The sequence below is a fragment of the Flexivirga endophytica genome, from assembly GCF_014640635.1.
GTDB classification, from domain to species: Bacteria; Actinomycetota; Actinomycetes; order Actinomycetales; family Dermatophilaceae; genus Flexivirga; species Flexivirga endophytica.
The window spans coordinates 302,328-326,277 of the sequence record NZ_BMHI01000001.1 but is presented as its reverse complement, the minus strand read 5'-3'; the positions used below and the strand labels follow the sequence as shown (position 1 = coordinate 326,277).

Sequence of the window (23,950 nt, the reverse complement as noted above, 5' to 3'; positions counted from 1 at the left end):
GTAACGAAAGGGTTGCGTTCGACCACGCGTCGGACGATCGAGTCCTACGTTGGAGCGGTGAGTTCTGGGGAGGACCAACCGCCGAAGGGACGGGACCGTCGCCTGCTGCTCGTCGCAGCAGGCACGGCCCTGTCCCTCATCGTGTTGATCGTCATCACCACGGCGCGGAACACACCGATCCTGCACGCCCCGGAGCGCGATCCGAACATCCACATCCGGTACGGCACCTACACACCGCCGACTCCTCCAGGCGGCACCAGGAGCTACCAGACTCGACCGTCCCGCCAGCACGGCTCGAGTGCCCTCGGCACAGTTCTGACCGACGTCATGTTGGGCCTCCTTCTACTGGGCCTGCTGTGGGTGCTGGCCGCCGTCGTCGTCTCCCTGATCCGCCGGTGGCGGCACCGGCGTCACGTCCAGCACGCGGGTCCGCTGCCCGACGTCGACGACGCCGTGCTCGATGCCGTCACCGAAGCGACGCACCGGCAGCGGCAGCGGTTGCACGAGGGCACGCCGTCGAACGCGATCATCGCCTGTTGGGTCGATCTCGAGCAGTCGGTCGCGGCCGCCGGTGTCCGACGGCGCCCCAGCGAGACCTCGGCCGAGCTGACCATCCGGGTGCTGGACGCGCTGGACATCGACCGTCCTTCCCTGCGCACGCTCGGCGCGCTCTACCGGGAGGCTCGCTACTCCCAGCACCCGGTGTCCGAGACCGACCGTGCGGCCGCACTCAAGGCGCTGCACACCCTGCAGCGCTCCCTGCCCACCACCCAGGAGCGGGTATGACGTCACCGCACGACGACCCCGGGGCGGGGCGCCGACGTCAATGGGTGCGTCGGGTCGCGATCTTCGTGGCCTGCTGGCTCGGGCTGTGGATCTTCACCTCGTGGCTGCAGTTGCGTCCCGACCCACTCGGCCTGTTGGCCGCGGTCGGCGCCTTCTTCGCGATCTGCTGGTGGGCGGGCGACCGCCGGGTCGAGTGGGATCCCACCGAGTGGGAGGGCGACCCGATCGGGCGACGGATGCGCACCAGCCCGGACTCCCGCATCAGCTACTTGCGACGGCTGATCGACGACGCCGCCGTCAGCAAGGACAACGGCGCACCCAACGCGAGCGCCGCGGGACTCCAGGGCATCCTGCGTGACGTCTCGCTGGACCGACTACGGATGCGCGCCGCGGAGAGCGGCGCGGCGCATGTCCCGGGCGACGCCGAGCTGCTCGCCGGCACCGACCCCGTGCTGGCCGAGTTCCTCGCCGCCCAACCAGCTCCGCCGGTGGGCCGCCAGACCGTGACCGACATCATCAACCGCATCGAGGCACTGTGACCGAGCAAACCACCGCCATACCGACCATCGCCGAGACCACCGCGCGTGCTGAGCAGATCCTGGACAGCATCGAGCTCGCCGTCGTCGGCAAGCGCCGCGCGCTCGAGCTCGTGCTGGCGACCGTCCTCGCCGGTGGTCACGTGCTGCTGGAGGACAACCCAGGCCTCGGCAAGACGCTGGCGGCCCGGTCGCTCGCGCAGACCCTCGGGCTGGACTTCGCACGGGCGCAGTTCACCCCGGACCTGCTGCCCGCCGACCTGACCGGATCCTTCATCTTCGACCAGCGGAATGCGACCTTCGACTTCCGCAAGGGACCGCTCTTCACCGGCCTGCTGCTGGCCGACGAGATCAACCGGACACCGCCCAAGACCCAGGCCGCGCTGCTGGAGGCGATGCAGGAGCGGCAGATCACCGTCGAAGGACAGACCTTCCACCTGCCCCATCCCTTCCACGTCATCGCGACCGCCAATCCCGTTGAGTACGAAGGCACCTACCCACTCCCCGAGGCACAACTGGATCGCTTCCTCTCCCGGGTCAGCTTCGGCTACCCCACCGAGGAGGAGGAGATCGACGTGCTGCAGCGGCGCATGCAGCGCCAGCAGGAGGACATCTCCCTCGACCCGGTCACCGACGCGGCCGGGTTACTCGGGATGCAGGCTGCGATCGAGCAGCTCCAGGTCGAGGACTCGGTCGTCGACTACTGCGTGCGCCTGGCAGCCGCGACCCGCGAACACGCCCAGGTGCTCATCGGTGCCTCCCCCCGTGGCTCGCTCGCGCTCCTGCTGGTCGGCCGCGCGCTCGCGGTGGTCCGTGGCCGCGACTTCGTCACCCCCGAGGACGTCAAAACTGTTGCCCTGGCGGTGCTTTCGCACCGCGTCACCATCAAACCGGAGCTCTGGATGAGCGGGGTGACCGCCTCCTCCGTCGTGCGCGGACTACTCGGCACGGTGCCGGCGCCGGTGACGGCGAAGGACTGATCGCTGCGATGGCATCGCGCACGGTTCGCCCGCAGACCGATCCTGGGTGGCACATCACCCCGGTGTTCCTGCGTGCTGCCACGCTGGGCGCGGTCCTGCTCGGTGCCGCCGTCGTATTCGGCCGGTCGGACCTGCTCGTGCTCGGCACACCCCTGCTCATCGTGACGGTGTGGACCCTGGCGACGCGCCCTCGCGCCATACCGTCGATCAGTGGCACGGTGTCGGCGACCTCGCCGCTGGAAGGCAGCACGGAGGCCTGGACGCTGCGCATCGACTGCGCCGACGCCGAGCAGTTCGCGGCGTATGTCGGTGACCGACGCATGCTCACCATGACCCCGGAGTCCGGAGCGGTCGCCGGCATGCTCGACAGCGGTCACGTCACCAGCACCCTGCGGTGGCGACCGAAACGGTGGGGTACCCGGGAGATCCTCGGCACGCGTGTCGCGGTGTTCGGGTCGTGGGGCGGCTTCCGCTACGGGACGGTACGGGTACCCGCGGTCCGGGTCACCACCCGGCCGGACACGGCGACCTTCGACAGCAAGCGCGCGTTGCCCCACCCCCAGGGCCTGATCGGCGTCAACCGCAGCAACACCAAGGCCGAGGGCACCGAATTCGCGGACATCCGACAGTTCCAGACCGGCGACCGGCTGCGCCGGATCCACTGGCCGGTCTCGGCCCGCACCGGCACCCTGCACGTGCGGACCTCGTTCGCCGAGCAGGACACCGAGGTGCTCGTGGTGCTCGACGCGTCCGCCGACTTCACCGCCGCCGATGCCGAGACCGAGCACGCGAGCTCGCTGGACCTCGGGGTGCGCGCATCCGCGGGCGTGGCGACGCACTTCCTCGGCCGTGGTGACCGGGTCGGCCTCGAAGTGGTCGGCGGGATGCAACCCGTGCGCCTACCCATGGGCATGGGCACACTGCACAGCCGACGGGTCGTCGACTGCCTCGCCGGCATCGAGCGCGGCGTAGGCACCGGTTTCCGCACGGCGTCCATCCGCACGCGCATCCGTCCCGGCGGTGTGCTGCTGCTGGTCAGTCCTCTACTCAGCCCGATGCCGCTCGCGCTGGCCGCGAAGCTGGCCCAGCGCGGTATGACCGTGCTGGTCATCGACTGCTTCCCCGGCGAGGTGCCGACCGATGACGCCGGGATGGCGATCGCCACTCGGCTGCGGCTGCTGGAGCGGGACCGCGAGATCCGCGCCATCCAGCGGCTCGGCGTGCCGGTCACCGCGTGGCGTGGCCCGGGAAGCCTTGATCCCGCACTGTCACGTCTGTCCGCCCGTCCGCAACCACGGGTGGTGCGGCGGTGAACTTCCTCCCCCGCATGGAGCGCATCGTCCAGCTGCACCGGGACCGCGTCAACGCCCTGGCTGCCGCGCTGCTCGCCGCGCTCGTGCTGCTCGTCATCACCGACGTCGCCGGCACCATGTCGTGGTACGGCCTCGCTGCGACGTTGGTCGCCGGAGTGGTCCTCCTCGGCAACAGCGACAGCTTCTCGGGACTGTTGCTGCTTGCCGCGATGATCCTGCAATGGCTCACCAGCGGGATGGACGCCGGGTCGTGGTGGGTGATCCCCGCGGCGTGGCTGCTGCTGGTCGCGCACGTGGCGGTCGCGCTGGTCGCCAGTGGACCGGATCAGGCACCTATCCCTCGCGCCATACTCGCCGTCTGGGTGCCCCGCACCATCCTGGTCGGCCTCGCGACGACGCTCGTCGCCGGCCTCACGCTGCTCATCGAGCCGACGAACAACGAGATCATGCCGTATGGCGCCACGGCCGCCCTCCTCGCGCTCATCGTCGCGATCCTGGTCATGATCCGCCTGACCGGCGGCGAGGACAAGGAGACGCCCGGCACCGATCGGTGATCGGTGCCGGGCGTCTCCGGAGCTGAGTCGGCTCCGTGTCAGGCGGATTCCTTGCGCTGCGTGCGCTTGCGGGCCGGAGCCGTCTCACGACGCACGATCGTCGGATTGACGTTGTCGAGCACGACCTCGCGGGTGACCACGACCCGGGCGATGTCGTCATCGCTGGGGACGTCGAACATGACCGGCTGCAGCACCTCCTCGAGGATGGCGCGCAGGCCACGGGCACCGGTGCCGCGCAACATCGCCTGCTCCGCGACCGCCTCGACGGCGTCCTCGGTGAACTCCAACTCGACGTTGTCGATGTCGAACATCTTCTCGTACTGCTTGACCAGTGCGTTGCGCGGCTCGGTCAGGATCGACACCAGACCCGCGCGGTCGAGCGGCTCGACCGACGTGATGACCGGCAGGCGGCCGATGAACTCCGGGATCAGCCCGAACTTCATCAGGTCCTCGGGCAGCACGTCCGAGAAGCTGGTCATCGGGTCCTTGGCCGACTTCAGGTCGGAACCGAATCCCAGGCCCTGGCGACCGGTGCGCGCCTCGATGATCTTCTCCAGGCCGGCGAACGCGCCGCCCACGATGAAGAGCACGTTGGTCGTGTCGATCTGGATGAACTCCTGGTGCGGGTGCTTGCGCCCGCCCTGCGGCGGCACGCTCGCCGTGGTGCCCTCGAGGATCTTCAGCAGCGCCTGCTGCACACCCTCTCCGGACACGTCGCGGGTGATCGACGGGTTCTCGCTCTTGCGAGCGACCTTGTCGATCTCGTCGATGTAGATGATGCCGGTCTCGGCCTTCTTGACGTCGAAGTCGGCAGCCTGGATCAGCTTGAGCAGGATGTTCTCGACGTCCTCGCCGACATAGCCGGCCTCCGTCAATGCGGTCGCGTCGGCGATCGCGAACGGCACGTTGAGCATCCTGGCCAGCGTCTGCGCCAGATAGGTCTTACCGCAGCCGGTCGGGCCGATCAGCAGGATGTTGGACTTGGCGATCTCGACCGGCGGGCCGTCCTTCTTGGTCGCCGCTGGCTGGTCGGCCGCCTGGATGCGCTTGTAGTGGTTGTAGACCGCCACGGACAGCGCCTTCTTCGCGTTGTCCTGGCCGATGACGTATTGCTCGAGGAAGTCGAAGATCTCGCGCGGCTTCGGCAACTGCTCGAGGCCGAGCTCGGAGGTCTCGGCGAGCTCCTCCTCGATGATCTCGTTGCACAGGTCGATGCACTCATCGCAGATATAGACGCCTGGTCCGGCGATCAGCTTCTTGACCTGCTTCTGGCTCTTGCCGCAGAAAGAGCACTTCAGCAGGTCGCCGCCTTCTCCGATGCGTGCCACGTGCCCTCCAGTCGTATGCCGTGCTGCGTATGTGGTGCTGCGTATGTCGTGCTGTCATCCGGGCGCGGATGACGATCCGTCGTGATCTGTGTCCGGCCGACGCTACCGTGCGCCGACCGATGCAGGTTCCATTGAAACCCGGTGTCGCACATCAAGTCACGCCTGTCCGCTCAGGGCGGAATGCTTGGCGCGGCCTCCGGCCACCGCACGGCGCCGGCGCGAACGCGAATGACGGCTCCCTCGCCGAGCGACGGCCCCTTGCAGACCGTCGCTCGCCGAAGAAGCCGTCATTCGGCACGACACCAGCGTGCCGTGCGAAACGTTGCGAACTACTGCGCCGAGGCCTTGCGGCTGCTCAGCACCTGGTCGATGAGGCCGTACTCCTTGGCCTCTTCGGCGGTCAGGATCTTGTCGCGCTCGATGTCCTGCTTGACCTGCTCCGGCGTGCGACCGGTGTGCTTGGCCCAGGTCGCTTCCAGCCACTCACGCATCCGGAAGACCTCGTTGGCGGTGATCTCCAGGTCCGATGCGGTGCCGCCGGCGCCCTCCATCGAGGGCTGGTGGATCAGGATGCGCGCGTTGGGCAGCGCGAACCGTTTGCCCGGTGAGCCCGCACCCAGCAGCACCGCGGCGGCCGAAGCCGCCTGACCGATGACGAACGTCTGCACGTCCGGCTGGATGTATTGCATCGTGTCGTAGATCGCGGTCAACGCGGTGAACGAGCCACCGGGAGAGTTGATGTACATCAGGATGTCCCGGTCCGGGTCCTGACTCTCCAACACGATCAGCTGGGCGATGATGTCGTCGGCGGATGCGTCGTCGACCTGCACGCCGAGGAAGATGATGCGGTCCTCGAACAGCTTGTTGTAGGGGTCCGAGCGCTTCATGCCGTAGGACGTGCGCTCCTCGAACTGCGGCAGGATGTAACGGCTGCTCGGTTGCGGGACACTCACCCCGGCATACGGCGAATTCATCTGTGCTCCAAAGCTGTTGATCATGAGTTACTCCGACCCGGTGCGTCGGTGGACCGCTCGAAGACGTGGTCGACGAAGCCGTAGTCCTTGGCCTCCTCCGCCGAGAACCAGCGGTCGCGGTCGGAGTCCTTCTCGATCTGCTCCACCGTCTGACCGGTGTGCTCGGCGATCAGCTCGGCCATCTGCTTCTTGATGAAGACCAGCTGCTCGGCCTGGATCTTGATGTCCGAGGCGGTGCCGCCGATGCCACCGGACGGCTGGTGCATCATCACCCGCGCGTGCGGCGTCGCGTAACGCTTGCCCTGTGTGCCGGCCGACAGCAGGAACTGGCCCATGCTGGCCGCCATACCCATCGCGACGGTGGCGACGTCGTTGGGGATCCAGTTCATGGTGTCGAAGATCGCCATACCCGCAGAGATCGAACCTCCGGGGCTGTTGATGTAGAGCCAGATGTCCTTCTCCGGGTCCTCCGCCGCGAGCAGCAACAACTGGGCGCAGATCGCGTTGGCGTTGTCGTCGCGGACGTCGGAGCCGAGGAAGATGATTCGTTCCTTGAGCAGCCGGTTGTAGATCTGATCGTCCAAGCCAACTTGTCCTTCGGTGGCCATGGACACCTCCTGTGCGTTGCTCACCGCGTCTCCATCATTTCGTTGATGTGTGATCTCACTGGACCTTAACGCCCGCACCACCGAACTAACTCCCCGGTTCGGGCCATGTTCGCCCACGGCGGAATTGTGGCCGGCTGCGGACGTGCGAAACCCCTCCCACGCCTGCGGTGCGGAAGGGGTTTCGTCATACAGCGGAGGTATGGCGGGTGACGCCTCAGACGGTAGCGTCGTCCTTCTTCTCGTCCGACGGCTCCTGCGAGCTGTCGTCCGCGGACTCGTCGGACTCGTCGGCCGCCTCGGCGGTCGCGCCCTCGGTGTCCTCGTCCTCGTCGTCGTCCAGCTCGCTCAGGTCGACGTCGTTGCCGTCGGTGTCGACGACCTTGATCTCGTCCAGGATCGATGCCAGCGCCTTGCGGCGGGCGACCTCGCCCATGATCGCCGGCACCTGACCCTGCTGGTCGAGCGTCTGTGCGAACTGGTTGGGGTCCATGCCGTACTGCGAGGCCGACATGACGATGTACTCGATCAGCTCTTCCTGCGACACCTGCACGTCGTCACGCTCGACGAGCTTGTCCAGGATCAGCTGGGTCTTGAGCGACTTGCGGGTCGACTCGTCGACCTCGGCGCGGTGCTCGTCGTCCTCGAGGCGGTCTTCGTTCTCCAGGTGCTGGTGCACCTCGCTCTCGATGACCTTCTCCGGCATTGGCAGGTCGAGGGTCTCCAGCAGGTGGTCCAGCGCCTTGTCGCGCGCCTGCACACCCTGCTCGAAACGCTTGGTGCGGGTGACCTGCTCGGTGACCTCGGCGCGCATCTCGTCGAGCGTGTCGTGCTCGGAAGCCATCTGCGCGAAGTCGTCGTCGAGCTCGGGCAGCTGGCGCTCCTTGACGGCCTGCACCGTCACGGTGATGTCGGCGTCCCGGCCCTGGTGCTCGCCACCGGCGAGCGGTGCCTTGAACGTCTTGGTGTCGCCGGCGGACAGGCCCGCGAGCGCCTCGTCCATTCCCTCGAGCATGTTGCCCGAACCGATCACGTAGTTGATGCCGGAGACGTCGTCGATGTCCTCGTCGTCGATCGTCGCCTTCAGGTCGATGGTTACCGAGTCACCGTCGGCAGCCGCGCGGTCGACGCCGGCCAGCGTGCCGAAGCGCTCACGCAGCGCGTCGAACTCCTTGTCGACGTCCTCGTCGGCGACCTCGAACGGGTCGACCTCGACGGTGATCTGCGAGAAGTCGGGCAGGTCGAACTCCGGCGCGGTGTCCAGCTCCGCGTCGAACTTCAGCGGCTGCTCGTCGTCGACTGGCACCTCGGTGACCTCGACCTCCGGCTGGCCCATCGGGCGCAGCTCGTTCTCGACCAGGGCCTGGCTGTAGAACGTCGGCAGTGCCTCGTTGATGGCCTCCTGCAGCACTGCGGGGCGGCCGATGCGCTGGTCGATGATCCGAGCCGGCACCTTGCCCTTGCGGAAGCCTGGCACCTGGATCTGGGAGCCGATGGCCTTGTACGCCTCGTCGACGCTCGGCTTCAGCTCCTCGTAAGGGACCTCCACGGAAAGCTTGACGCGGGTCGGACCCAACTTCTCGACGGCACTCTTCACTGCAGGGACTCCAAATTGGTGGTGGTTCGGCTCCGGCGCACGAAGCCCGATCTACTACGACGACACGCGCCGCACTAACAGGTAATGCTAGCTGTCGGGGTAGCCGGATTCGAACCGGCGGCCTTCCGCTCCCAAAGCGGACGCGCTACCAAGCTGCGCCATACCCCGTCATACGCCGCACGCGGAGCCGGTTTGGCGCACTTGCGGGCGGGCAGTAGGCTAACGCCTCGGTTAGCGCGACCGCACATCGGCGGTCGTTTCAACCACGCGGGCGTAGCTCAATGGTAGAGCCTCAGTCTTCCAAACTGATTACGCGAGTTCGATTCTCGTCGCCCGCTCGACAGAAGAAGGAGGTCCCAGGCGCGATCGCGCCTGGGACCTCCTTCTTCTGTCGAGCGGCTGTTTCCTTGGGCTGCGCTCCTCCTCCCCCGGCGCTCGCAGGCTCGCGCCGCCGGCATCGTCGCTGCGCCATTGTTCTTCGTTACCGACTCGGCCCGATCGGCAGCGTCTCTTCGCCGTCGTCTCGGTGTGGTCCTTCGTTTCCGGCCCCGTCGCCGTTGATTCACTGGCCCGCGAGCGCTACTTACCAATCAGTAGAAATCGTCGTTGCGGGTATCGACTCTCGCCGGGAAAATGTGCGAGGGTGCAAGGGTCAGGACGTCGGCGATCGGCCGGCGGTAATTCGAAGGAGATATCCAATGGGTCTTTTCGACAGCGCCAAGGACAAGATTTCCGACCTCGCCGGGGACAACCAGGACAAGATCGAGGACGGCGTCGACCAGGCCGGGGACGCCATCGACGACAAGACCGGTGGCAAGTACTCCGACAAGATCGACAGTGGCCAGGACGCCGCCAAGGACAAGCTCGGCGACCTCTGATCCACCGCAAGCAACACTGAAGGGCCCGGGTTTCACACCCGGGCCCTTCAACGTTGTCCTGACGGGGAGTCGAGCAGCGCGATCACTCGCGCCAGATCACCACGACCGCGCGGTCGTCGGCCAGTCCCCCACTGCCCATGGTGCAGATCCGGGTCGCCGCACCCCGAGCGCCGACGGCGAGCGCGCGGTCGGCGTGACCGAGCATCCGGTCAACGCCCTGCATCATGTCCATACCCGGCTGCTCGATGACACCGTCGGTGAAGAGCAACAGGGCGTCGCCGCGCTCGAGGCGACCCGTCACACGCACGAAGTCGTCGGCCGACTGCCGGTCCAGGATCCCGAGCGCGACACCGGACGCACCATCGATCGGTGCGAAGCGACCGGAGCCTGCATGGAAGTGCATGGCCGGCGGATGCCCGGCGGAGCCGAGGCTGTAGTTGCCGCTGGTCAGATCGACCGAGGCATGCACCGCGGTCGCGAAGCCTTCGGACCAGCCCTGCCGCATCAGGTAGTCGTTGGCGGCGGGCAGGAACCTGTCGGGCTCCATCGCGCCGAGCAGGCCGGCGAAGGCGCCGCCCAGGAGCAGCGACCGGGTGCCGGCGGTCCACCCCTTGCCCGAGACGTCCACCAGCGCCAGGTCGAAGCGATCACGCGTCGGACTGTTGCCGACCACGAAGTCCCCCGAGAACGAGTCGCCGTAGGCCGGCTGCACGCTGGCCTCGACGTTCCAGCCCTTCGGCAGGATCGGCAGCTGCCCCTGCACCCGCAGGCGCTCACGCAGGTCCATCAGCATCGAGCCACCGACGGCGGTGGTCACCCCGGCACGTGTATGGCGCCGGTCGACGACCGATACGACGCCCATCGTGGCGGCCAGGACCAACCCGAGCGCGAAAGACTCCGGCCGGCCACTGTCGATCGCGCTGATCAGGTAGACGGCCCCGACCGCGCCGAACACCAACGCGGTGCGACGACTCGACAGCACCATGCGCGCGGCGACCGCGAGCGGGATGAACAACGCGAAGGTGACATCGCTCGGCCAGGCAACCGTGGCGAGCCCCACGAGCATGACGAGGCACACGAGTGCGCCGGTCGCGGCATCAGATCCGGGTCGAACGGTCGCCGCAGACGGACGGGCGAGCCGTCGCGGAGCAAGCGAGAGATCGATGGCCATGCGGTGATCCTGACGCCCGACTGGCACCGAGATCGATAGAATTTACCGACTTCTTACCCATCCCAAACCAAATCCATGGGATAAGGTTCGCGGTCACCGCTCAGGGGGCAGCTGACCGGCCTTCTCGTAGTCCTCGACCATGTCGATCCGGCGCTGGTGACGGTCCGCTCCGGAGAACGGCGTCTCCAGGAACACCCGCACCATTTCCTTGGCCTCATCGACGGTGTTGAACCGGCCGCCGATGGAGATGACCTGCGCGTTGTTGTGCTGTCGCGCGAGCTGCGCCAGCTCCGCGTTGTAGCACAGCGCGGCGCGGATGCCCTCGACCTTGTTGGCGGCCATCTGCTCGCCATTGCCGGAGCCGCCGAGCACGACGCCCAGCGAGCCCGCGTCGGCCGCGACGCCCTCGGCCGCGCGCAGCACGAAGACCGGATAGTCGTCGAGCTCGTCATACTCCTTGGCCCCATGGTCGACCACGTCGTGGCCCTCCTCGGTCAGCCAACCCACCAGCGCCCGCTGCAGTTCGTATGCCGCGTGGTCGCCACCGATGTGCACTCGCATCGTTGCTGCTCCTCAGCTGAAGTCCGGACCCGCGGTACGGGTGCGCTTGATCTCGTAGAAACCCGGGGTGCCCGCAACGAGCAGGCAGCCGTCCCACAATTTGCCGGCAGCCTCGCCCTTGGGGGCCGGCGTCACCACCGGGCCGAAGAACGCGATGTCGCCGAACGACACGACCGGGGTGCCGACGTCCTCGCCGACCAGGCTGATGCCGCGTTCGTGGGACGCCCGCAGCTCCTTGTCGATCTCGTCGCCAGGGACGTTGTCGTAGAAGTCGATCAACTCGGCCGGCAGTCCTACCTCTTCCAAGGACTCGACGACCGCCTTGCGCTGGCCCTCGTCCGTGCCGCCCATCTCACCAGGGTGCAGGCGGGTGCCGATGGCGTCATACAGCTTCTTCTTGTATTCGTCGCCGTGCTCACGCGCCGCGGCGATGACGACCCGGACCGGGCCCCAGCCGCGGTCGAGCAGTTCGCGGTAGCTCTCGGGCAGGTCGTCCTTGCCCTCATTGAGGACCGAGAGGCTCATCACGCTCCACGTGACCTCGATCGGGCGGACCTTCTCAACCTCCATCAGCCATCGCGACGTCATCCACGCCCAAGGGCACAACGGGTCGAAGAACATCTCTGCGGGCTGGCGCTGCTGCGCATCGTCTTTCGTCACGGTCCAATCCTGCCACCCACCACCGAGTGCGCTCATCCGGAGCGACGTTCGGGCTGTGGACGACAGCCGTCGCCTCGGCGACTGCGATGCAGATGTGCGACGAGCGGTGCGTCGAGGCACGCGAACGGCACCGGAACACGAGCCCGCGGCGACCCCTGTACGCCCGACTGCGCCCCGGATAGGTTCCGACGAGTTACTGTCTCGCCGCCGTCACCTGGCGAATCGGGACGAGACCGAGCTGAGCTGAGGGCGGACCACCATGACATCGATCCTGATCTTCCTGGCGGGTGCGGTACTGCTGGTCTACAGCGCCGAGAAGTTGATCGGCTACCTGGTCGGGGTCGCACGGGGGCTGCGCGTGTCGCTGTTCCTGCTCGCCGTCGTCTTCACGGGCATCGAGTTCGACGACGTGATCTTCGGCGTTGCCCTCAACATGGAGGATCTCGACGGCGTCGCGGTGGGCGTGGTGTTCGGCACCGCGCTCTCCATGATCGGGCTGGTGCTCGCACTGGCGGCGATCCTCACACCGTGCAAGGTCAGCATTCCCCGCAACTACCTCTTCTGCTTCGCCCTCACGCCCTTGGTGATGCTCGGGTTCTCGCTGGCCGCCCCGCTCAGCGTGGTTCATGGCGTGCTGTTGATCGCGGCGTATGCGGTATTTCTGGCCTACGTCGTGGTCCAGGAGTCCCGGGCGGACCGTCCGGTCTTCCGGGACGCCGAGTTGCACGAGGCCTTCGTTCTGCAGGAAGCAGGCGCCGCCGGCGCAGGCGGAACGATGGTCGCGGAGCGTACCGGGGGCAACGCCGTTGCCGACACCGCGCGACGAGATGGAGCGGGCTCGAACGGCGACCTCTCCGAGAAACTGCCCTTCGCGAGCGTGATCGGTGGCTGGCCCGGCCTCGGGCTGGCGCTCCTGGCTCTCGTCGGGCTGATCGCTGGGGCCTCCCTGCTCGGGATCGGCACCGAGGGCATCCTGGAGCAGTTCGATCTCGAGGAGACCGTCTTCGGCGCCACGATCGCCACCGCGGTGCTCACGATCGAAGACATCTTCTTGACCGTCGAGCCCATCCGGAAGGGTGCCCCGGAGGTCGGGGTCGCCAACATCGTCGGCAGTGTGATCTTCGCGGCGACCGGCAAGCTGGGCGTGATCGCGCTGGCAGGCAGCCTCGTGGTCGGGACTGACGTGTTGAAGTGGCATCTCCCGGCACTGGCGGTGTTCACCTGGCTCGCTGCCGCCTTCATCTCGACAGGTCGGCTGCAGCGCTGGCACGGTGTCGTGCTGATGGCCCTCTACGTCGTCTATTGGATCGGCAGCCTGCAGGTGTTCGGGACCGTCCCGGTGGAGATGGACTGACCTTCGGGCCTGCCGCGGCACCAGCAGCAGAACCACTTCGAGCGTCGGCGCGCCGACCGTCGTGCGAGGATGACGCACATCCCATGAGGCATATCCTGCGTTGTGCTGCTGGGCAGCAAGCCGCCCAGCAGCACAACTCAGTTCACGCCTCCTGTTTCTTGTCCTGATCAACTTCCCCATCCTTGATGACGGAGCTTTCGTAGTGCCCAACACCAACCTCACTCGTGAGGAAGCGCAGCGTCGCGCGTCCTCACTCGCCGTCGAGTCGTATGACGTCGTACTGGACCTCACCACCGGTCCCGAGACGTTCCGCACCACATCCCGCGTGCGGTTCACCGCGACCGACACCCAGCCGACGTTCATCGACTTCCTCGGCCCGTCCGTCGAGTCGATCACGCTGAATGGCGAAACCATCGACCCCGCAACGGCTTTCGACGGTGCGCGGATCAGCCTCCCCGAGCTGGCGGAGGCCAACGACCTCACCGTCGTGGCCACCGGCGCCTACATGAACACCGGCGAGGGGCTGCATCGTTTCGTCGATCCCACCGACAACGAGGTCTACCTCTACACGCAGTTCGAGGTCGCCGACAGCAGGCGCGTCTTCGCCGTCTTCGAGCAGCCGAGCCTGAAGGCCACCTTCGCCTTCACCGTCACCGCGCCGGCGCGCTGGCAGCTGATCTCCAACCAGCCGACCCCCGAGCCGGAGGCCGCCGCGCAGACCTACACCGGGCCGAGCGGCGAGGCCGAGCCCGCCGCCACCTGGCGCTTCGAGCCGACGCCGCGCCTGTCGTCATACGTGACGGCACTCGTGGCCGGCCCGTACGACGTCGTCCGCGACGAGGTGCAGGCGACCGGCCGCACCGTGCCGCTCGCGGTCTACTGCCGCAAGTCCTTGCGCGAGCACCTGGACGCCGACAACCTCTTCGCGGTCACCAAGAAGGGTTTCGCGTTCTTCGAGGAGCAGTTCGGTGAGCCCTACCCGTTCGCGAAGTACGACCAGATCTTCACGCCGGAGTACAACGCCGGCGCGATGGAGAACGCCGGTTGCGTCACCATCACCGAGACCTACGTCTTCCGCACCCAGGTGTCGGACGCGCTGATCGAGCGGCGCGCGCTGACCGTGCTGCACGAGCTCGCCCACATGTGGTTCGGCGACCTGGTCACGATGCAGTGGTGGGACGACCTGTGGCTCAACGAGTCCTTCGCCGAGTGGGCCTCCACCTGGTGCCAGGCCGAGGTGACCGAGTGGGACACCGCCTGGACCACCTTCTCCAGCTCCGAGAAGACCTGGGCCTACAAGCAGGACCAGCTGTCGTCCACGCACCCGGTCTACGCCAACATGCGCCACCTGGAGGACGTCGAGGCCAACTTCGACGGCATCACCTACGCCAAGGGCGCGTCCGTCCTCAAGCAGCTGGTCGCGTATGTCGGTGTCGAGCCCTTCGTTTCCGGATTGCGTTCGTACTTCGCGAAGTTCAAGTGGGGCAACACCACCTTCGACGACCTGCTGGGCGAGCTCGAGGCGACCTCGGGCCGCGACCTGTCGACGTGGCGTGAGCTGTGGCTGAAGACCTCCGGCGCCAACATCCTGCGCCCGATCGTCGAGGTCGACGACGCCGGCATCATCACCAGACTGCAGGTCCAGCAGACCGCACCGGAGGGTTACCCGACGCTGCGCCCGCACCGACTGGCGATCGGCAGCTACACCCTCGCCGACGGGGCCCTGACCGCCCAGGAGTCGGTGGAGGTCGACGTCGACGGCGAGCTGACCGACGTCGCGAAGCTGGTCGGCAAGCCGATGCCCGACCTGCTGCTGGTCAACGACCAGGACCTCACCTACGCGAAGGTACGCCTCGACCCGCACTCGCTGGAGACCGCGCTGGCCAACCCGACGGCCATCACCGACTCGCTGGCGCGCGCCGTCATCTTCGGCGCGTTGTGGGACATGACCCGAGACGGTGAACTGCCGCCGCGGCAGTACATCCGCTACGGCGTCGACGCGCTGGCCACCGAGACCGACTCCACGCTCCGGCAGACGATGATCACGCAGGTCACCGGTGCGACGACCGCGTTCCTGACGTCCGGTGCTTTCGGGCACACCACATCGTTCCTGCGCCCCGAGCACCGCGCAGAGGCCGCGGACGAGATCGCAACAGGCTTCCGCAAGCTGATGTCCGGCGCCGAGCCGGGCAGCGACGCGCAGTTGCAGCTGACGCAGGCGTTCGCCCGCCTCGCGCGCCACGACGCCGATGTCGCCCACGTTCGTGGCCTGCTCGAGGGGACCGAGGTTCTCGAGGGCCTGCGGTTGGACACCGACATGAAGTGGACCCTGCTGACCTCGCTGGCTGCCGCCGGCGCCGCCACCGACGCGGAGGTCGACGCGCAGCTGGCTGCCGACAACACCGCGACCGGCATCGCGCGTGCCGCCGGCGCCCGTGCGGCATACCCGACCGCGGAGGCCAAGGCGAAGGCCTGGCACGAGCTGGTCGAGACCGACACGTTGCCCAACGAGACCGCACGGGCAGTCGCTCTCGGCTTCGGCCGCGTGCACGACACCACACTCCTCGAGCCGTATGTCGAGCGCTATCACGCGGCGCTGCGTGAGGTCTGGGACGCGCGCACCTACGCGATGGCGTCCAACTATGTCACCGTGCTCTACCCGATCGCGCTGTCCAGCCAGGAGCTGATCGACGCGACCGAGCAGTGGCTCGCGGACAACCAGGACGCCCCGGCCGGACTGGTCCGGCTGGTCGCCGAGAACCGCGACATCGTCCGGGTGGCCCTCACCGCCCAGTCTCACGACGGCTGAGTCTTTGCTCTCCGCTCCTCGCAGATCGGGTGGTGGCACAGCTCACGAGTTCGCTCGTGCCACCGCCTGATCTGGTCGTCGCTGCGCGGGCGTCGGCTTGTCGTCACGGTGCGTTGGCCTTGCCTGGCACACACCCCGACGGACAACGACGGGCCGGTCGAGTTCGACTCGCACCACGAGCAATTCGCTGCCCAGCACTTGCACCTGCACCGCGTTGAGAGCGCGCAGCGGGTGCCACGCGGCGAGCCGTCGCTGCACCGCGATCGGGTCGAGATCGGGGCGGATCGACGCGATGCCTTCGACCCAACGGAAGCGCAGACCGAGCCGCATCCGGATCCGTACCCTGGGGTCGCTCGCGATGTTGCGCACGTAGCCCGCCCGCCGACCGTGCTCGGCGACGATCCAGAAGACCTCCCCCTGCCGGCCGTTGCCGACCGGGGTGCGCCGCGGTTTGCCCGTCCTGCGGCCGCGTGTCTCCAGCAGCGCGTAGCCCATCGGCATCGCCCCCAGGTGCAGCAGTAACCGCACCGGCGGGTTGACGACCCACCGCTGCACGAAGCGCACCACGGTTGCCTTGCCGCTCGGAAACGTCAGTGTCAGAACGATGTTCAGCGGCAGCACCACGGCATACACCCACGCCGTGGTCGCTCCGTTCCAGCCGAGTGCGACCTGCGCGACCTGGATGGCGAGCAGGACCGCGGATGCGATCCCCATCGCCCCGATCCGCCATGCCATACGCTTGTATTGGTCCATACGTCTGTATGGTAGCCCTCATGTCCGAGACGTCAAGAGCGACACCTGCTACCCGACTGGTGGAGACCATGTGCTCGATCATCGCGACGGACGGCCTCGACGCGGTCACCGTGCGCGAGGTCGCCCGCGCCGCCGGAGTGTCCATCGGCGCGGTGCAGCATCACTTCCGCAGCAAGGAGGACATGCTGATGGCGGCCTTCCGCCATGTGGTCGAGACCACCGAAATGCGAGTGGCCGCAGTCGAACTCGGCGCCGAGGTGCGCCAGAACCTGTCCGCCATACTCCGCGAGCTACTCCCCCTGGACGCCACCAGGACGCGGGAGGCGAAGGTGTATGTCGCATTCGCCGCGCGTGCTGCGACATCGGAAGAGCTGGCCGAGGTGCAGCGCGGCACGCTCGAGCACATCACCACCCAGCTGGCCGACGCCTTCGCGCTTGCCGCAGAACACACCGGAACCCGACCGTCGAGGGCCGATCTGCACCGGGAAGCGCAGCTCCTGCTCGCGCTGACGGACGGGCTCACCCTCGACGCGGTCAGTCGTGGCAGGCGGCCGGACCCGAGCCGGTTGGGCGCGCTGCTGGACGTCTACCTGGGCAGAGTGCTGCCCGACTGACCGCTGTCAGCTGTCGCCACGGCGAGTCACCGCGCGGATCAAGCGTTTTGCGCGCCGGGAGACCATCAGGTCGTCCAGGGTGGTCGGCTTCCGGTCGGGTCCGCTCATCGGCAACCGCCAGTTGGGATATTCCTCGTCGGTGCCGGGCTGATTGATGGTGCGCACGTCGCCGGCGAGGTCGTTGACCGACACTCCGAGCAATTTGCTGGGTGACCAGGTGAGGAACTTGTGCAGCGCGTCGACCTGGTCGTCGACCGAGGTACCCGGACGCAACAGTCCCCGTGAGCGCAACTCGGCCAGCACCGCTTCCCGCTGCTCGGCGTCGATCTTCTGCTCCTCGGCGAGGGGCCGGGTCAGCAGTCCGAGCTCGCCGCGGACGGTGATGTGCTCGCCCTGCAGGTAACCGGCAGTGGGCGGCAGGTCGTGCGTGGTGACGCTGGCCAATGCCAGGGTCCGATAGGCCTCGGGCGGACGCGGCCCACCGTCATCCGTGCGCTCGAACCACAGCACTGAGGTACCGAGAACCCCACGGTCGGCCAGGTAGTCACGCACCCAGTCCTCCGTGGTGCCGAGGTCCTCGCCGATCACCACTGCGTCTGCCCGGTGCGCCTCCAACGCCAAGATGCCGACCATCGCCTCGTGGTCGTAGCGCACGTAGGTGCCCTCGAGTGGTTTCTTGCCCTCCGGCACCCACCACAGGCGGAACAGGCCGAGAATGTGGTCGACCCGCAGGCCGCCCGACATCCGCAGGCTCGTGCGCAGCAGGTCACGGTAGGCCTGGTAACCGCTCTCGGCGAGCCGGTCCGGTCGCCACGGCGGCTGGCTCCAGCTCTGTCCGAGCTGGTTGTAGTCGTCCGGCGGCGCGCCCACCGACATCCCTTGGGCGAGCACGTCGCCCAGCGCCCAGGCGTCTGCGCCGCGCGGGTGCACGCCGACGGCAAGATCCTGGATGACGCCGAGTGACATTCCGGCAGAACGCAGTTCGCGTTGTGCGTCGAGGAACTGCGACTGCACGACCCACTGCATCCAGCAGTAGAAGTCGACGTCCTCCGCCAACCGCTGCCGCTCCGCCGCGACCGCGTCACTGCGCGGGTCCTGGAGCTTGGCGGGCCAGTCCGGCCACTCGGTCCCCCGCTCGGCAGTGATGGCGCACCAAGTGGCGAAGTCGACCAGCGGCTGTCCCTCGCGCTCGATGAAGCTCTCCAGGTCACGCCGCCGACGGTGGGTGCTCTCGGTCCGGAAGATCATCCGCAACGCGGCCTGCTTGGACTGCCAACTGCCGTCCCGGTCCAGGTGATCCAGCTTGTTGAGCCGGCGCGCGTCGTCGCTGTGCCACTCGACCAGCTGGTGCTGCGCGGCCGACAAGTAGCCCAGCTCGGGGACCTCCTCGACGCGGATGTAGAGCGGATTGACGAAGCGCCTGCTCGTCGGCAGGTATGGCGACGGCTCCATCGGCGAGACGGGTTCGGCGGCGTGTACCGGGTTGATCAGCACGAAGTCGGCACCCTGGCGGACCGCCCAGGTGCCGAGCTCGGCCAGGTCAGCGACATCGCCGAGACCCCAAGAACGTTCGGAGCGAACGGAATACAGCTGCGTGGTCAGTCCCCACGCGCGGTCATGCGCGAGGGCTGCGGGCAACTCCAACCGCTCCGGGGTGACGATGACCGTCGCCTGTGTGTCGCGCCCTGCGCCATACGTGATCTGCAACTGGTGGTAGCCGAGTGGCAGATCGCCGGGCAACTCGACGGTGACCTCACTGGTCGGCAGCCCGTCGATCTCCCGCGTCTCACCCGGCTCCATCGCTTGGAGCTCGCGGATAGTGCCGTCTTCCAAGGTGATTCGCGCCTCGACGGCGTCACCTTCGGGCACGTGCACCGGCACCCAAGGCGTCCAACTCTCCCGCATGACGATGACGGGTGGCAGGACCCGGCGCCAGGCCTCGAGATCCTTGTCGGCGAGGGCTTGTTCGGTCGCGGCACCATCGGCCGCGTCGATGTCGAGTGCTGCGAGCACCGCGCGAATGGTGTCGGTTGCGACGGTGACGTGGTTGCCACGCCAGTCCCAGTATTCGGTCGCGACGCCGTGAGCGCGGGCGAGACGAGCGAGTGCTTCGGAGGGGGCTTCGGGCATGGGAGCAGTCTGTCAGAGGGGATTTGCCAAGCTGTGACGGCTGGCCCCAATGTGGGGCCATGCCGTTCCGATTTGCTGCCGCCGACAAGCAATCGACCCTCGAGTGGGCTGTGGGCGCTCCGCTGATGATCCTGTGCATCATCGTCGGGGCGATCGCGCTGCGCTGGATCGTCGTCCGGGCGATCGACCGCGCGGTCCGCGCCATGGAGAACCGGTCGCGGCCGGAGCGCACCGGCCGCACGGGCCGGATGCTGCGTCAGGCCGCCGGCCTCGACAACCAGCGCCGCAAGCAGCGCGCCGCCACGATGGGTTCGGTGCTGCGTTCGGTGGCGACGATCATCATCTTCGGCGTCGCCGCGCTCACCGTGATGGCGCGGCTCGGCGTGCCGCTCGCGCCCCTGCTGGCCTCCGCCGGGGTCGGTGGCGTCGCACTCGGTTTCGGTGCGCAGAGCCTGGTCAAGGACTTCCTGTCCGGCATCTTCATGATCATGGAGGACCAGTACGGCGTCGGTGACGTCGTCGACACCGGCGGAACCATCGGCACCGTCGAGGAGGTGACGCTGCGGGTCACCCGCATCCGCGACTTCGAGGGTGTGGTCTGGTACATCCGCAACGGCGAGATCCTGCGCATCGGCAACAAGTCACAGGGCTACGCCACGACCTTCGTCGACATACCGATCGGCGTCGACCAGTCGGTCGAGAAGGCGCTGCAGGTCCTGCGTCGGGTCGCCGCCGAGGTGGACGATGAGTCCCCCTGGAAGGAGCGGCTGCTGGAGGAGCCGATGGTCGCCGGTGTGCAGGAGATGAGCAGCGGGTCGGTCACGCTGCGCATCATCGCCACCTGCGTGCCGAACGAGCAGTACGGCGTCGCCCGGGAGATCCGTGAGCGCGCCAAGATGGCCCTCGACGAGGCCGGCGTGCGTGGGCCGCACCTGCCGCCATACGGGCCCTCGATCGGCACCTGAGAGGATCTGGACGTGAGTTTTTACGACGAGGTCGGCGGGCACGAGACGTTTCGGAAGCTGGTGCACGAGTTCTACCTCGGCGTGGCCAAGGACGAGCCGCTCAAGGCGATCTACCCCGAGGACGATCTCGGTCCCGCCGAGGACCGGCTGCGGATGTTCCTCGAGCAGTACTGGGGCGGCCCGACGACCTACAGCGAGCAGCGCGGCCACCCACGGCTGCGGATGCGGCACGTCCCGTATGCCGTCACCCCCGCCCAGCGCGACCGCTGGTTGCTGCACATGCTGAACGCCGTCGACACGCTCGAGCTCGACGCCACCCACGACGCCATGCTGCGCGACTACCTCACCCGCGCCGCGTATTCGATGGTCAACAGCTGGGACGAGTGACCTCGGCTCGATTTTCGAGATCGGCCATCGGTCGTCACACTTGACCGGGTGACCGTTCCGACCACGCCTTCCCAGCACCTCGTACACGCCGCCCACCCAGACGGCGAGTGGTGGCGCAGCGCAGTGATCTACCAGATCTACCCGCGTTCCTGGGCCGATGCCGACGGCAACGGCGTCGGCGACCTGCCGGGGATCACCGCTCGATTGCCCTACCTACGGGCGCTCGGGGTGGACGCGGTCTGGCTGTCGCCCTTCTACACCTCGCCGCAGGCGGACGCCGGGTATGACGTCGCGGACTACCGCAACATCGACCCTCTCTTCGGCACCCTCGCCGACGCCGACGAACTGGTGCGTGTCGCACACGACAACGAGCTGCGGGTCATTGTCGATCTCGTGCCGAACCACACCTCCGACGAGCACGCGTGGTTCCGGGCCGCGCTGGCCGCGGCGCCGGGCTCCCCGGAACGCGAGCGGTACGTCTTCCGGGACGGTCGCGGCGCGGCCGGTGAGCAGCCGCCGAACGACTGGCAGAGCGTCTTCGGCGGTGACGCGTGGACCCGCATCACCGGGTCCGACGGCGCACCCGGTCAGTGGTATCTGCACCTCTTCGACCGCAAGCAGCCCGACCTCAATTGGGAAAACCCCGTCGTACGAAGCGAATTCGAGGACATCCTGCGCTTCTGGCTGGACCGCGGCGTCGACGGTTACCGGGTCGATGTCGCGCACGGCCTGGTGAAGGCTCCGGGGCTACCGGACTGGGACGGGCCGATGAACATGCTCGACATGACCGAGGACCACACACCTCCACCGATGTGGGACCAGGACGGTGTCCACGAGATCTACCGCGGCTGGCGTAAGGTGCTGGACTCCTACCCCGGCGAACGCGCGATGTGCGCGGAGGCCTGGGTCGAGCCGCCGGAGCGCCTCGCCCACTACGTGCGCCCGGACGAGTTCCAGCAGGCTTTCAACTTCGACTTCCTGATCACCCCGTGGCGAGCGGCCGACCTCACCGAGGCCATCGCGCGGTCCTACCGGGCGAACGACCAGGTCGGCGCGCCCACAACCTGGGTGCTGTCCAACCACGACGTCGTGCGGCACGCGACCCGGCTGGCGCTGCCGGTCGGCCAGCCCCGCCCCAACGGGATCTTCGCGACCGATCCGCAACCGGACGCCGAGCGCGGGCTGCGACGTGCTCGAGCTGCCACGACACTGATGCTCGCACTGCCCGGCGGCGCCTACGTCTACTACGGCGAGGAGCTTGGCCTCCCCGAGCACACGACCCTGCCCGACGAGGTGCGCCAGGACCCGACCTACCAGCGCACCGGCCACCGGGAAGCCGGGCGCGACGGTTGCCGCATCCCGATGCCCTGGGAGAAGGACTCCACTTCCTACGGATTCGGACCGGGCGGTCACCCGTGGCTACCGCAACCGGAGTCGTATGGCGCCCTAGCTGTCGACCAGCAGGACGGCGTGTCGGGGTCCACACTGGAGCTCTACCGCACGCTGCTGCGGTTGCGCCGGGAGTTGCGGCTCGGTGAGGGCTCCGCGACCCAGGTCGACCTCGGTGCGGATGTCGTCGCCTACGACGTCACCAGCGGTGCCTCCACGGTGCGGGTGATCCTCAACCTCGGTCTGGACCCGGTCGAATTGCCTTCCAGCAGTGAGGTTCTCGTGACCAGCTCCCCAACATTGGGTGGCCGAGCTCGTCCTGAGGAGCTCGTGAGGGACGAGCGAGCGTCACGAAGGCGAGTCAGGGACGCGTCGTATCGAGTAGCCGGCGAGGAACGAGCGGCGTATCGAGATGAGCGTCTCGAGGTCCACACCGACACCGCGGTGTGGCTGGCCATGCCGGTCGAGTAGCGACGAAGGAGCCTATCGAGACCTAGCGGACGAGCACGTGCCCGGCAGGCGTGGTGACGCGATGCCAGTGGCCGGCGGCATACACCTGGGCAGTGGGGCCGACCGCGAAACCCAGCGCGTATGACGCGAAGGCGACCGCTGCCGGCATACCCTCCACGTCACCCGCGGTGGGCATCGGCCGCGACCAGACCGCCCGCCGCAACGCGTCAACCGCATGCGCACCGGACCCCTCCGGCGCACCTGCCGCGATCTCGGCGATCCCTTGGGCCGCAACGTCATTCAGCGCCTGGACGGGAATTTCGCCGACCCGCTGCCAGCCCCCTTGCGGCGGTGACACCGCTGCCCAGTCGGCCCGTACCTCTGTCGGCGGCACCGGCAGCTCGGTGCCCTGCGGCTCGCGCGCGAACCGATCGGACAGTCCGGCGAGTGGGACGACCACGTCGAGCTGAGCGGGCTCCGCCAGCGGCAGTGCCCGCAATCCGAGGGTTGTGCCGGCGCGCGTCAGCCCCTGGCCGGACAGCACGCCGACCCAGGCCGCGAGCACGCCGCCCATCGCCTGCAGCCGCATCGCACCGCTGTCGTCGAGCTGGCGTGCACGGCCGACATACGTGACCAGATCCGCACGGCTCTCCGCGTCCGCCAGCCGCAGGATCACGCTCGCCCCTTCGGGCGGCGCCGCATCTGCACCGGCGGGCCCGCGTGCGCCTGCAGCAACGGGCGATGCTCGTCGGCGATGCGCACCGGGCGTTGGGTCTCCATGTCGAAGACCACCTGGGTCGTCTCACCGACGGCGTAGACGTCGGCATCGTCTTCCCGTGAGGAGCGCACCTCGTAACTGGTGTCGAACGACGCACCCGCCAGCTGGGACACCCACACCGCGACCACGATCGGCTCCTTACGCCAGTGCAACTGGCGCAGGTATTCGACCTCGGCGCGTGCGATCAGCAGCGGCGGACGGCCGTCGGGACCCGTCTCGACGCCGGAGAACCACTGCGCGAAGGCGATCACGCGCGCTTCCTCCAGCAGCCGGAGGAACTGCACGTTGTTGACGTGACCGAGCGCGTCCATGTCGGACCAGCGAAGTGGGACATCGACGTAATAGGGGCGAGGACGGGCAGCCATGCCGACATCGTCC

Annotated in this window: 23 protein-coding genes and 2 tRNA genes; 13 read left to right on the top strand and 12 right to left on the bottom strand. The window is 67.9% G+C overall.

The annotated features are described in order from the left end of the window. The first annotated feature begins 57 nt into the window (after nucleotides 1–57). From IEX71_RS01565 to IEX71_RS01545, 5 genes are read left to right on the top strand one after another with little or no spacing between them, the layout of a single operon-like run. Entirely contained in the window at nucleotides 58–786 is a 729-nt protein-coding gene (locus IEX71_RS01565; protein WP_188835203.1) for a DUF4129 domain-containing protein, read from the top strand. Continuing rightward, the gene (locus tag IEX71_RS01560) at nucleotides 783–1,325 is read left to right on the top strand and encodes a hypothetical protein (protein ID WP_188835202.1); all 543 of its coding nucleotides are present in this window, start codon (nucleotides 783–785) and stop codon (nucleotides 1,323–1,325) included. Before IEX71_RS01565 ends, IEX71_RS01560 begins: the two co-directional genes overlap by 4 nt. Next, nucleotides 1,322–2,302, top strand: a complete 981-nt coding sequence (locus tag IEX71_RS01555) for an AAA family ATPase (protein ID WP_229749372.1) — start codon at nucleotides 1,322–1,324, stop codon at nucleotides 2,300–2,302. The genes IEX71_RS01560 and IEX71_RS01555 overlap by 4 nt, the downstream gene beginning before the upstream one ends. Nucleotides 2,303–2,310: 8 nt before the next feature. After that, a complete protein-coding gene (locus IEX71_RS01550; RefSeq protein ID WP_188835201.1) occupies nucleotides 2,311–3,615 on the top strand; it encodes a DUF58 domain-containing protein in 1,305 nt (434 codons plus the stop codon). Next, the gene (locus IEX71_RS01545; RefSeq protein WP_188835200.1) at nucleotides 3,612–4,169 is read left to right on the top strand and encodes a hypothetical protein; all 558 of its coding nucleotides are present in this window, start codon (nucleotides 3,612–3,614) and stop codon (nucleotides 4,167–4,169) included. Before IEX71_RS01550 ends, IEX71_RS01545 begins: the two co-directional genes overlap by 4 nt. Before the next feature lie 38 nt (nucleotides 4,170–4,207). Here IEX71_RS01545 and clpX read toward each other — a convergent pair whose 3' ends face one another. From clpX to IEX71_RS01520, 5 genes are all read right to left on the bottom strand, one after another. Next, entirely contained in the window at nucleotides 4,208–5,497 is a 1,290-nt protein-coding gene (gene clpX, locus IEX71_RS01540; protein WP_188835199.1) for an ATP-dependent Clp protease ATP-binding subunit ClpX, read from the bottom strand. 329 nt (nucleotides 5,498–5,826) lie between these two features. Next, nucleotides 5,827–6,495, bottom strand: coding sequence for an ATP-dependent Clp protease proteolytic subunit (locus tag IEX71_RS01535; protein ID WP_308420945.1), 669 nt, complete (start codon nucleotides 6,493–6,495; stop codon nucleotides 5,827–5,829). Further along, a complete protein-coding gene (locus IEX71_RS01530) occupies nucleotides 6,492–7,079 on the bottom strand; it encodes an ATP-dependent Clp protease proteolytic subunit (RefSeq protein WP_188835827.1) in 588 nt (195 codons plus the stop codon). The genes IEX71_RS01535 and IEX71_RS01530 overlap by 4 nt, the downstream gene beginning before the upstream one ends. 214 nt (nucleotides 7,080–7,293) lie before the next feature. Beyond that, entirely contained in the window at nucleotides 7,294–8,673 is a 1,380-nt protein-coding gene (tig, locus tag IEX71_RS01525) for a trigger factor (RefSeq protein WP_188835198.1), read from the bottom strand. Nucleotides 8,674–8,767: 94 nt separating this feature from the next. Further along, a tRNA-Pro gene (locus IEX71_RS01520) sits at nucleotides 8,768–8,841 on the bottom strand. A gap of 99 nt (nucleotides 8,842–8,940) precedes the next feature. Between IEX71_RS01520 and IEX71_RS01515 the strand changes: the two genes are divergently transcribed. Together IEX71_RS01515 and IEX71_RS01510 are read left to right on the top strand one after the other, a co-directional pair. Next, nucleotides 8,941–9,011: transfer RNA gene (locus IEX71_RS01515), tRNA-Gly, on the top strand. A gap of 360 nt (nucleotides 9,012–9,371) precedes the next feature. After that, on the top strand, nucleotides 9,372–9,551 hold the full coding sequence (locus IEX71_RS01510) for an antitoxin (RefSeq protein WP_188835197.1): 180 nt from the start codon (nucleotides 9,372–9,374) through the stop codon (nucleotides 9,549–9,551). Nucleotides 9,552–9,633: 82 nt separating this feature from the next. On the opposite strand, the gene IEX71_RS01505 is transcribed toward IEX71_RS01510, so the two are convergent. From IEX71_RS01505 to IEX71_RS01495, 3 genes are all read right to left on the bottom strand, one after another. Continuing rightward, nucleotides 9,634–10,722, bottom strand: a complete 1,089-nt coding sequence (locus IEX71_RS01505) for a PP2C family protein-serine/threonine phosphatase (RefSeq protein ID WP_188835196.1) — start codon at nucleotides 10,720–10,722, stop codon at nucleotides 9,634–9,636. 93 nt (nucleotides 10,723–10,815) lie between these two features. Continuing rightward, entirely contained in the window at nucleotides 10,816–11,283 is a 468-nt protein-coding gene (locus IEX71_RS01500; protein ID WP_188835195.1) for a ribose-5-phosphate isomerase, read from the bottom strand. Between the two features lie 12 nt (nucleotides 11,284–11,295). Beyond that, nucleotides 11,296–11,904, bottom strand: coding sequence for a mycothiol-dependent nitroreductase Rv2466c family protein (locus IEX71_RS01495; RefSeq protein ID WP_188835826.1), 609 nt, complete (start codon nucleotides 11,902–11,904; stop codon nucleotides 11,296–11,298). 298 nt (nucleotides 11,905–12,202) lie between these two features. On the opposite strand from IEX71_RS01495, the gene IEX71_RS01490 reads away from it, so the two are divergent. Both IEX71_RS01490 and pepN read left to right on the top strand, forming a co-directional pair. Beyond that, on the top strand, nucleotides 12,203–13,297 hold the full coding sequence (locus IEX71_RS01490) for a sodium:calcium antiporter (protein ID WP_188835194.1): 1,095 nt from the start codon (nucleotides 12,203–12,205) through the stop codon (nucleotides 13,295–13,297). Between the two features lie 202 nt (nucleotides 13,298–13,499). Next, nucleotides 13,500–16,106 carry an aminopeptidase N gene (gene pepN, locus IEX71_RS01485; RefSeq protein ID WP_188835193.1) on the top strand — a complete coding sequence of 869 codons (2,607 nt, stop codon included), beginning with the start codon at nucleotides 13,500–13,502 and terminating at the stop codon, nucleotides 16,104–16,106. A 42-nt stretch (nucleotides 16,107–16,148) separates the two neighbouring features. Here pepN and IEX71_RS22355 read toward each other — a convergent pair whose 3' ends face one another. Beyond that, nucleotides 16,149–16,859: a nitroreductase/quinone reductase family protein gene (locus IEX71_RS22355; RefSeq protein WP_229749371.1), complete on the bottom strand. Its 711-nt coding sequence runs from the start codon at nucleotides 16,857–16,859 to the stop codon at nucleotides 16,149–16,151. A gap of 20 nt (nucleotides 16,860–16,879) precedes the next feature. Between IEX71_RS22355 and IEX71_RS01475 the strand changes: the two genes are divergently transcribed. Continuing rightward, nucleotides 16,880–17,473 carry a TetR/AcrR family transcriptional regulator gene (locus IEX71_RS01475; RefSeq protein ID WP_188835192.1) on the top strand — a complete coding sequence of 198 codons (594 nt, stop codon included), beginning with the start codon at nucleotides 16,880–16,882 and terminating at the stop codon, nucleotides 17,471–17,473. Between the two features lie 6 nt (nucleotides 17,474–17,479). Here IEX71_RS01475 and malQ read toward each other — a convergent pair whose 3' ends face one another. After that, on the bottom strand, nucleotides 17,480–19,603 hold the full coding sequence (gene malQ, locus IEX71_RS01470; RefSeq protein ID WP_188835191.1) for a 4-alpha-glucanotransferase: 2,124 nt from the start codon (nucleotides 19,601–19,603) through the stop codon (nucleotides 17,480–17,482). 59 nt (nucleotides 19,604–19,662) lie between these two features. On the opposite strand from malQ, the gene IEX71_RS01465 reads away from it, so the two are divergent. Genes IEX71_RS01465 through IEX71_RS01455 form a run of 3 tightly spaced genes read left to right on the top strand, consistent with a single transcriptional unit; the run spans nucleotide 19,663 to nucleotide 22,815 of the window. Next, the gene (locus IEX71_RS01465; RefSeq protein WP_188835190.1) at nucleotides 19,663–20,568 is read left to right on the top strand and encodes a mechanosensitive ion channel family protein; all 906 of its coding nucleotides are present in this window, start codon (nucleotides 19,663–19,665) and stop codon (nucleotides 20,566–20,568) included. A gap of 12 nt (nucleotides 20,569–20,580) precedes the next feature. Beyond that, nucleotides 20,581–20,955: a globin gene (locus IEX71_RS01460; protein WP_308420944.1), complete on the top strand. Its 375-nt coding sequence runs from the start codon at nucleotides 20,581–20,583 to the stop codon at nucleotides 20,953–20,955. A 48-nt stretch (nucleotides 20,956–21,003) separates the two neighbouring features. Next, nucleotides 21,004–22,815: a glycoside hydrolase family 13 protein gene (locus tag IEX71_RS01455; protein ID WP_188835189.1), complete on the top strand. Its 1,812-nt coding sequence runs from the start codon at nucleotides 21,004–21,006 to the stop codon at nucleotides 22,813–22,815. Nucleotides 22,816–22,837: 22 nt separating this feature from the next. On the opposite strand, the gene IEX71_RS01450 is transcribed toward IEX71_RS01455, so the two are convergent. Together IEX71_RS01450 and IEX71_RS01445 are read right to left on the bottom strand one after the other, a co-directional pair. Further along, nucleotides 22,838–23,470, bottom strand: coding sequence for a DUF8185 domain-containing protein (locus tag IEX71_RS01450; RefSeq protein ID WP_188835188.1), 633 nt, complete (start codon nucleotides 23,468–23,470; stop codon nucleotides 22,838–22,840). Further along, nucleotides 23,467–23,937, bottom strand: a complete 471-nt coding sequence (locus IEX71_RS01445) for an acyl-CoA thioesterase (protein ID WP_188835187.1) — start codon at nucleotides 23,935–23,937, stop codon at nucleotides 23,467–23,469. Before IEX71_RS01445 ends, IEX71_RS01450 begins: the two co-directional genes overlap by 4 nt. Nucleotides 23,938–23,950: the final 13 nt, after the last annotated feature.

What these genes read in the sequence shown, in the direction of transcription:
- IEX71_RS01550 (WP_188835201.1), top strand. Translation starts at nt 2,311, where the DNA reads ATGGCATCGCGCACGGTTCGCCCGCAGACCGATCCTGGGTGGCACATC.
- IEX71_RS01530 (WP_188835827.1), bottom strand. Translation starts at nt 7,079, where the DNA reads ATGGCCACCGAAGGACAAGTTGGCTTGGACGATCAGATCTACAACCGG.
- IEX71_RS01500 (WP_188835195.1), bottom strand. Translation starts at nt 11,283, where the DNA reads ATGCGAGTGCACATCGGTGGCGACCACGCGGCATACGAACTGCAGCGG.
- IEX71_RS01535 (WP_308420945.1), bottom strand. Translation starts at nt 6,495, where the DNA reads ATGATCAACAGCTTTGGAGCACAGATGAATTCGCCGTATGCCGGGGTG.
- IEX71_RS01495 (WP_188835826.1), bottom strand. Translation starts at nt 11,904, where the DNA reads ATGTTCTTCGACCCGTTGTGCCCTTGGGCGTGGATGACGTCGCGATGG.
- IEX71_RS01510 (WP_188835197.1), top strand. Translation starts at nt 9,372, where the DNA reads ATGGGTCTTTTCGACAGCGCCAAGGACAAGATTTCCGACCTCGCCGGG.
- IEX71_RS01560 (WP_188835202.1), top strand. Translation starts at nt 783, where the DNA reads ATGACGTCACCGCACGACGACCCCGGGGCGGGGCGCCGACGTCAATGG.
- malQ (WP_188835191.1), bottom strand. Translation starts at nt 19,603, where the DNA reads ATGCCCGAAGCCCCCTCCGAAGCACTCGCTCGTCTCGCCCGCGCTCAC.
- IEX71_RS01475 (WP_188835192.1), top strand. Translation starts at nt 16,880, where the DNA reads ATGTCCGAGACGTCAAGAGCGACACCTGCTACCCGACTGGTGGAGACC.
- IEX71_RS01465 (WP_188835190.1), top strand. Translation starts at nt 19,663, where the DNA reads ATGCCGTTCCGATTTGCTGCCGCCGACAAGCAATCGACCCTCGAGTGG.
- IEX71_RS01505 (WP_188835196.1), bottom strand. Translation starts at nt 10,722, where the DNA reads ATGGCCATCGATCTCTCGCTTGCTCCGCGACGGCTCGCCCGTCCGTCT.
- IEX71_RS22355 (WP_229749371.1), bottom strand. Translation starts at nt 16,859, where the DNA reads ATGGACCAATACAAGCGTATGGCATGGCGGATCGGGGCGATGGGGATC.
- IEX71_RS01490 (WP_188835194.1), top strand. Translation starts at nt 12,203, where the DNA reads ATGACATCGATCCTGATCTTCCTGGCGGGTGCGGTACTGCTGGTCTAC.
- IEX71_RS01445 (WP_188835187.1), bottom strand. Translation starts at nt 23,937, where the DNA reads ATGGCTGCCCGTCCTCGCCCCTATTACGTCGATGTCCCACTTCGCTGG.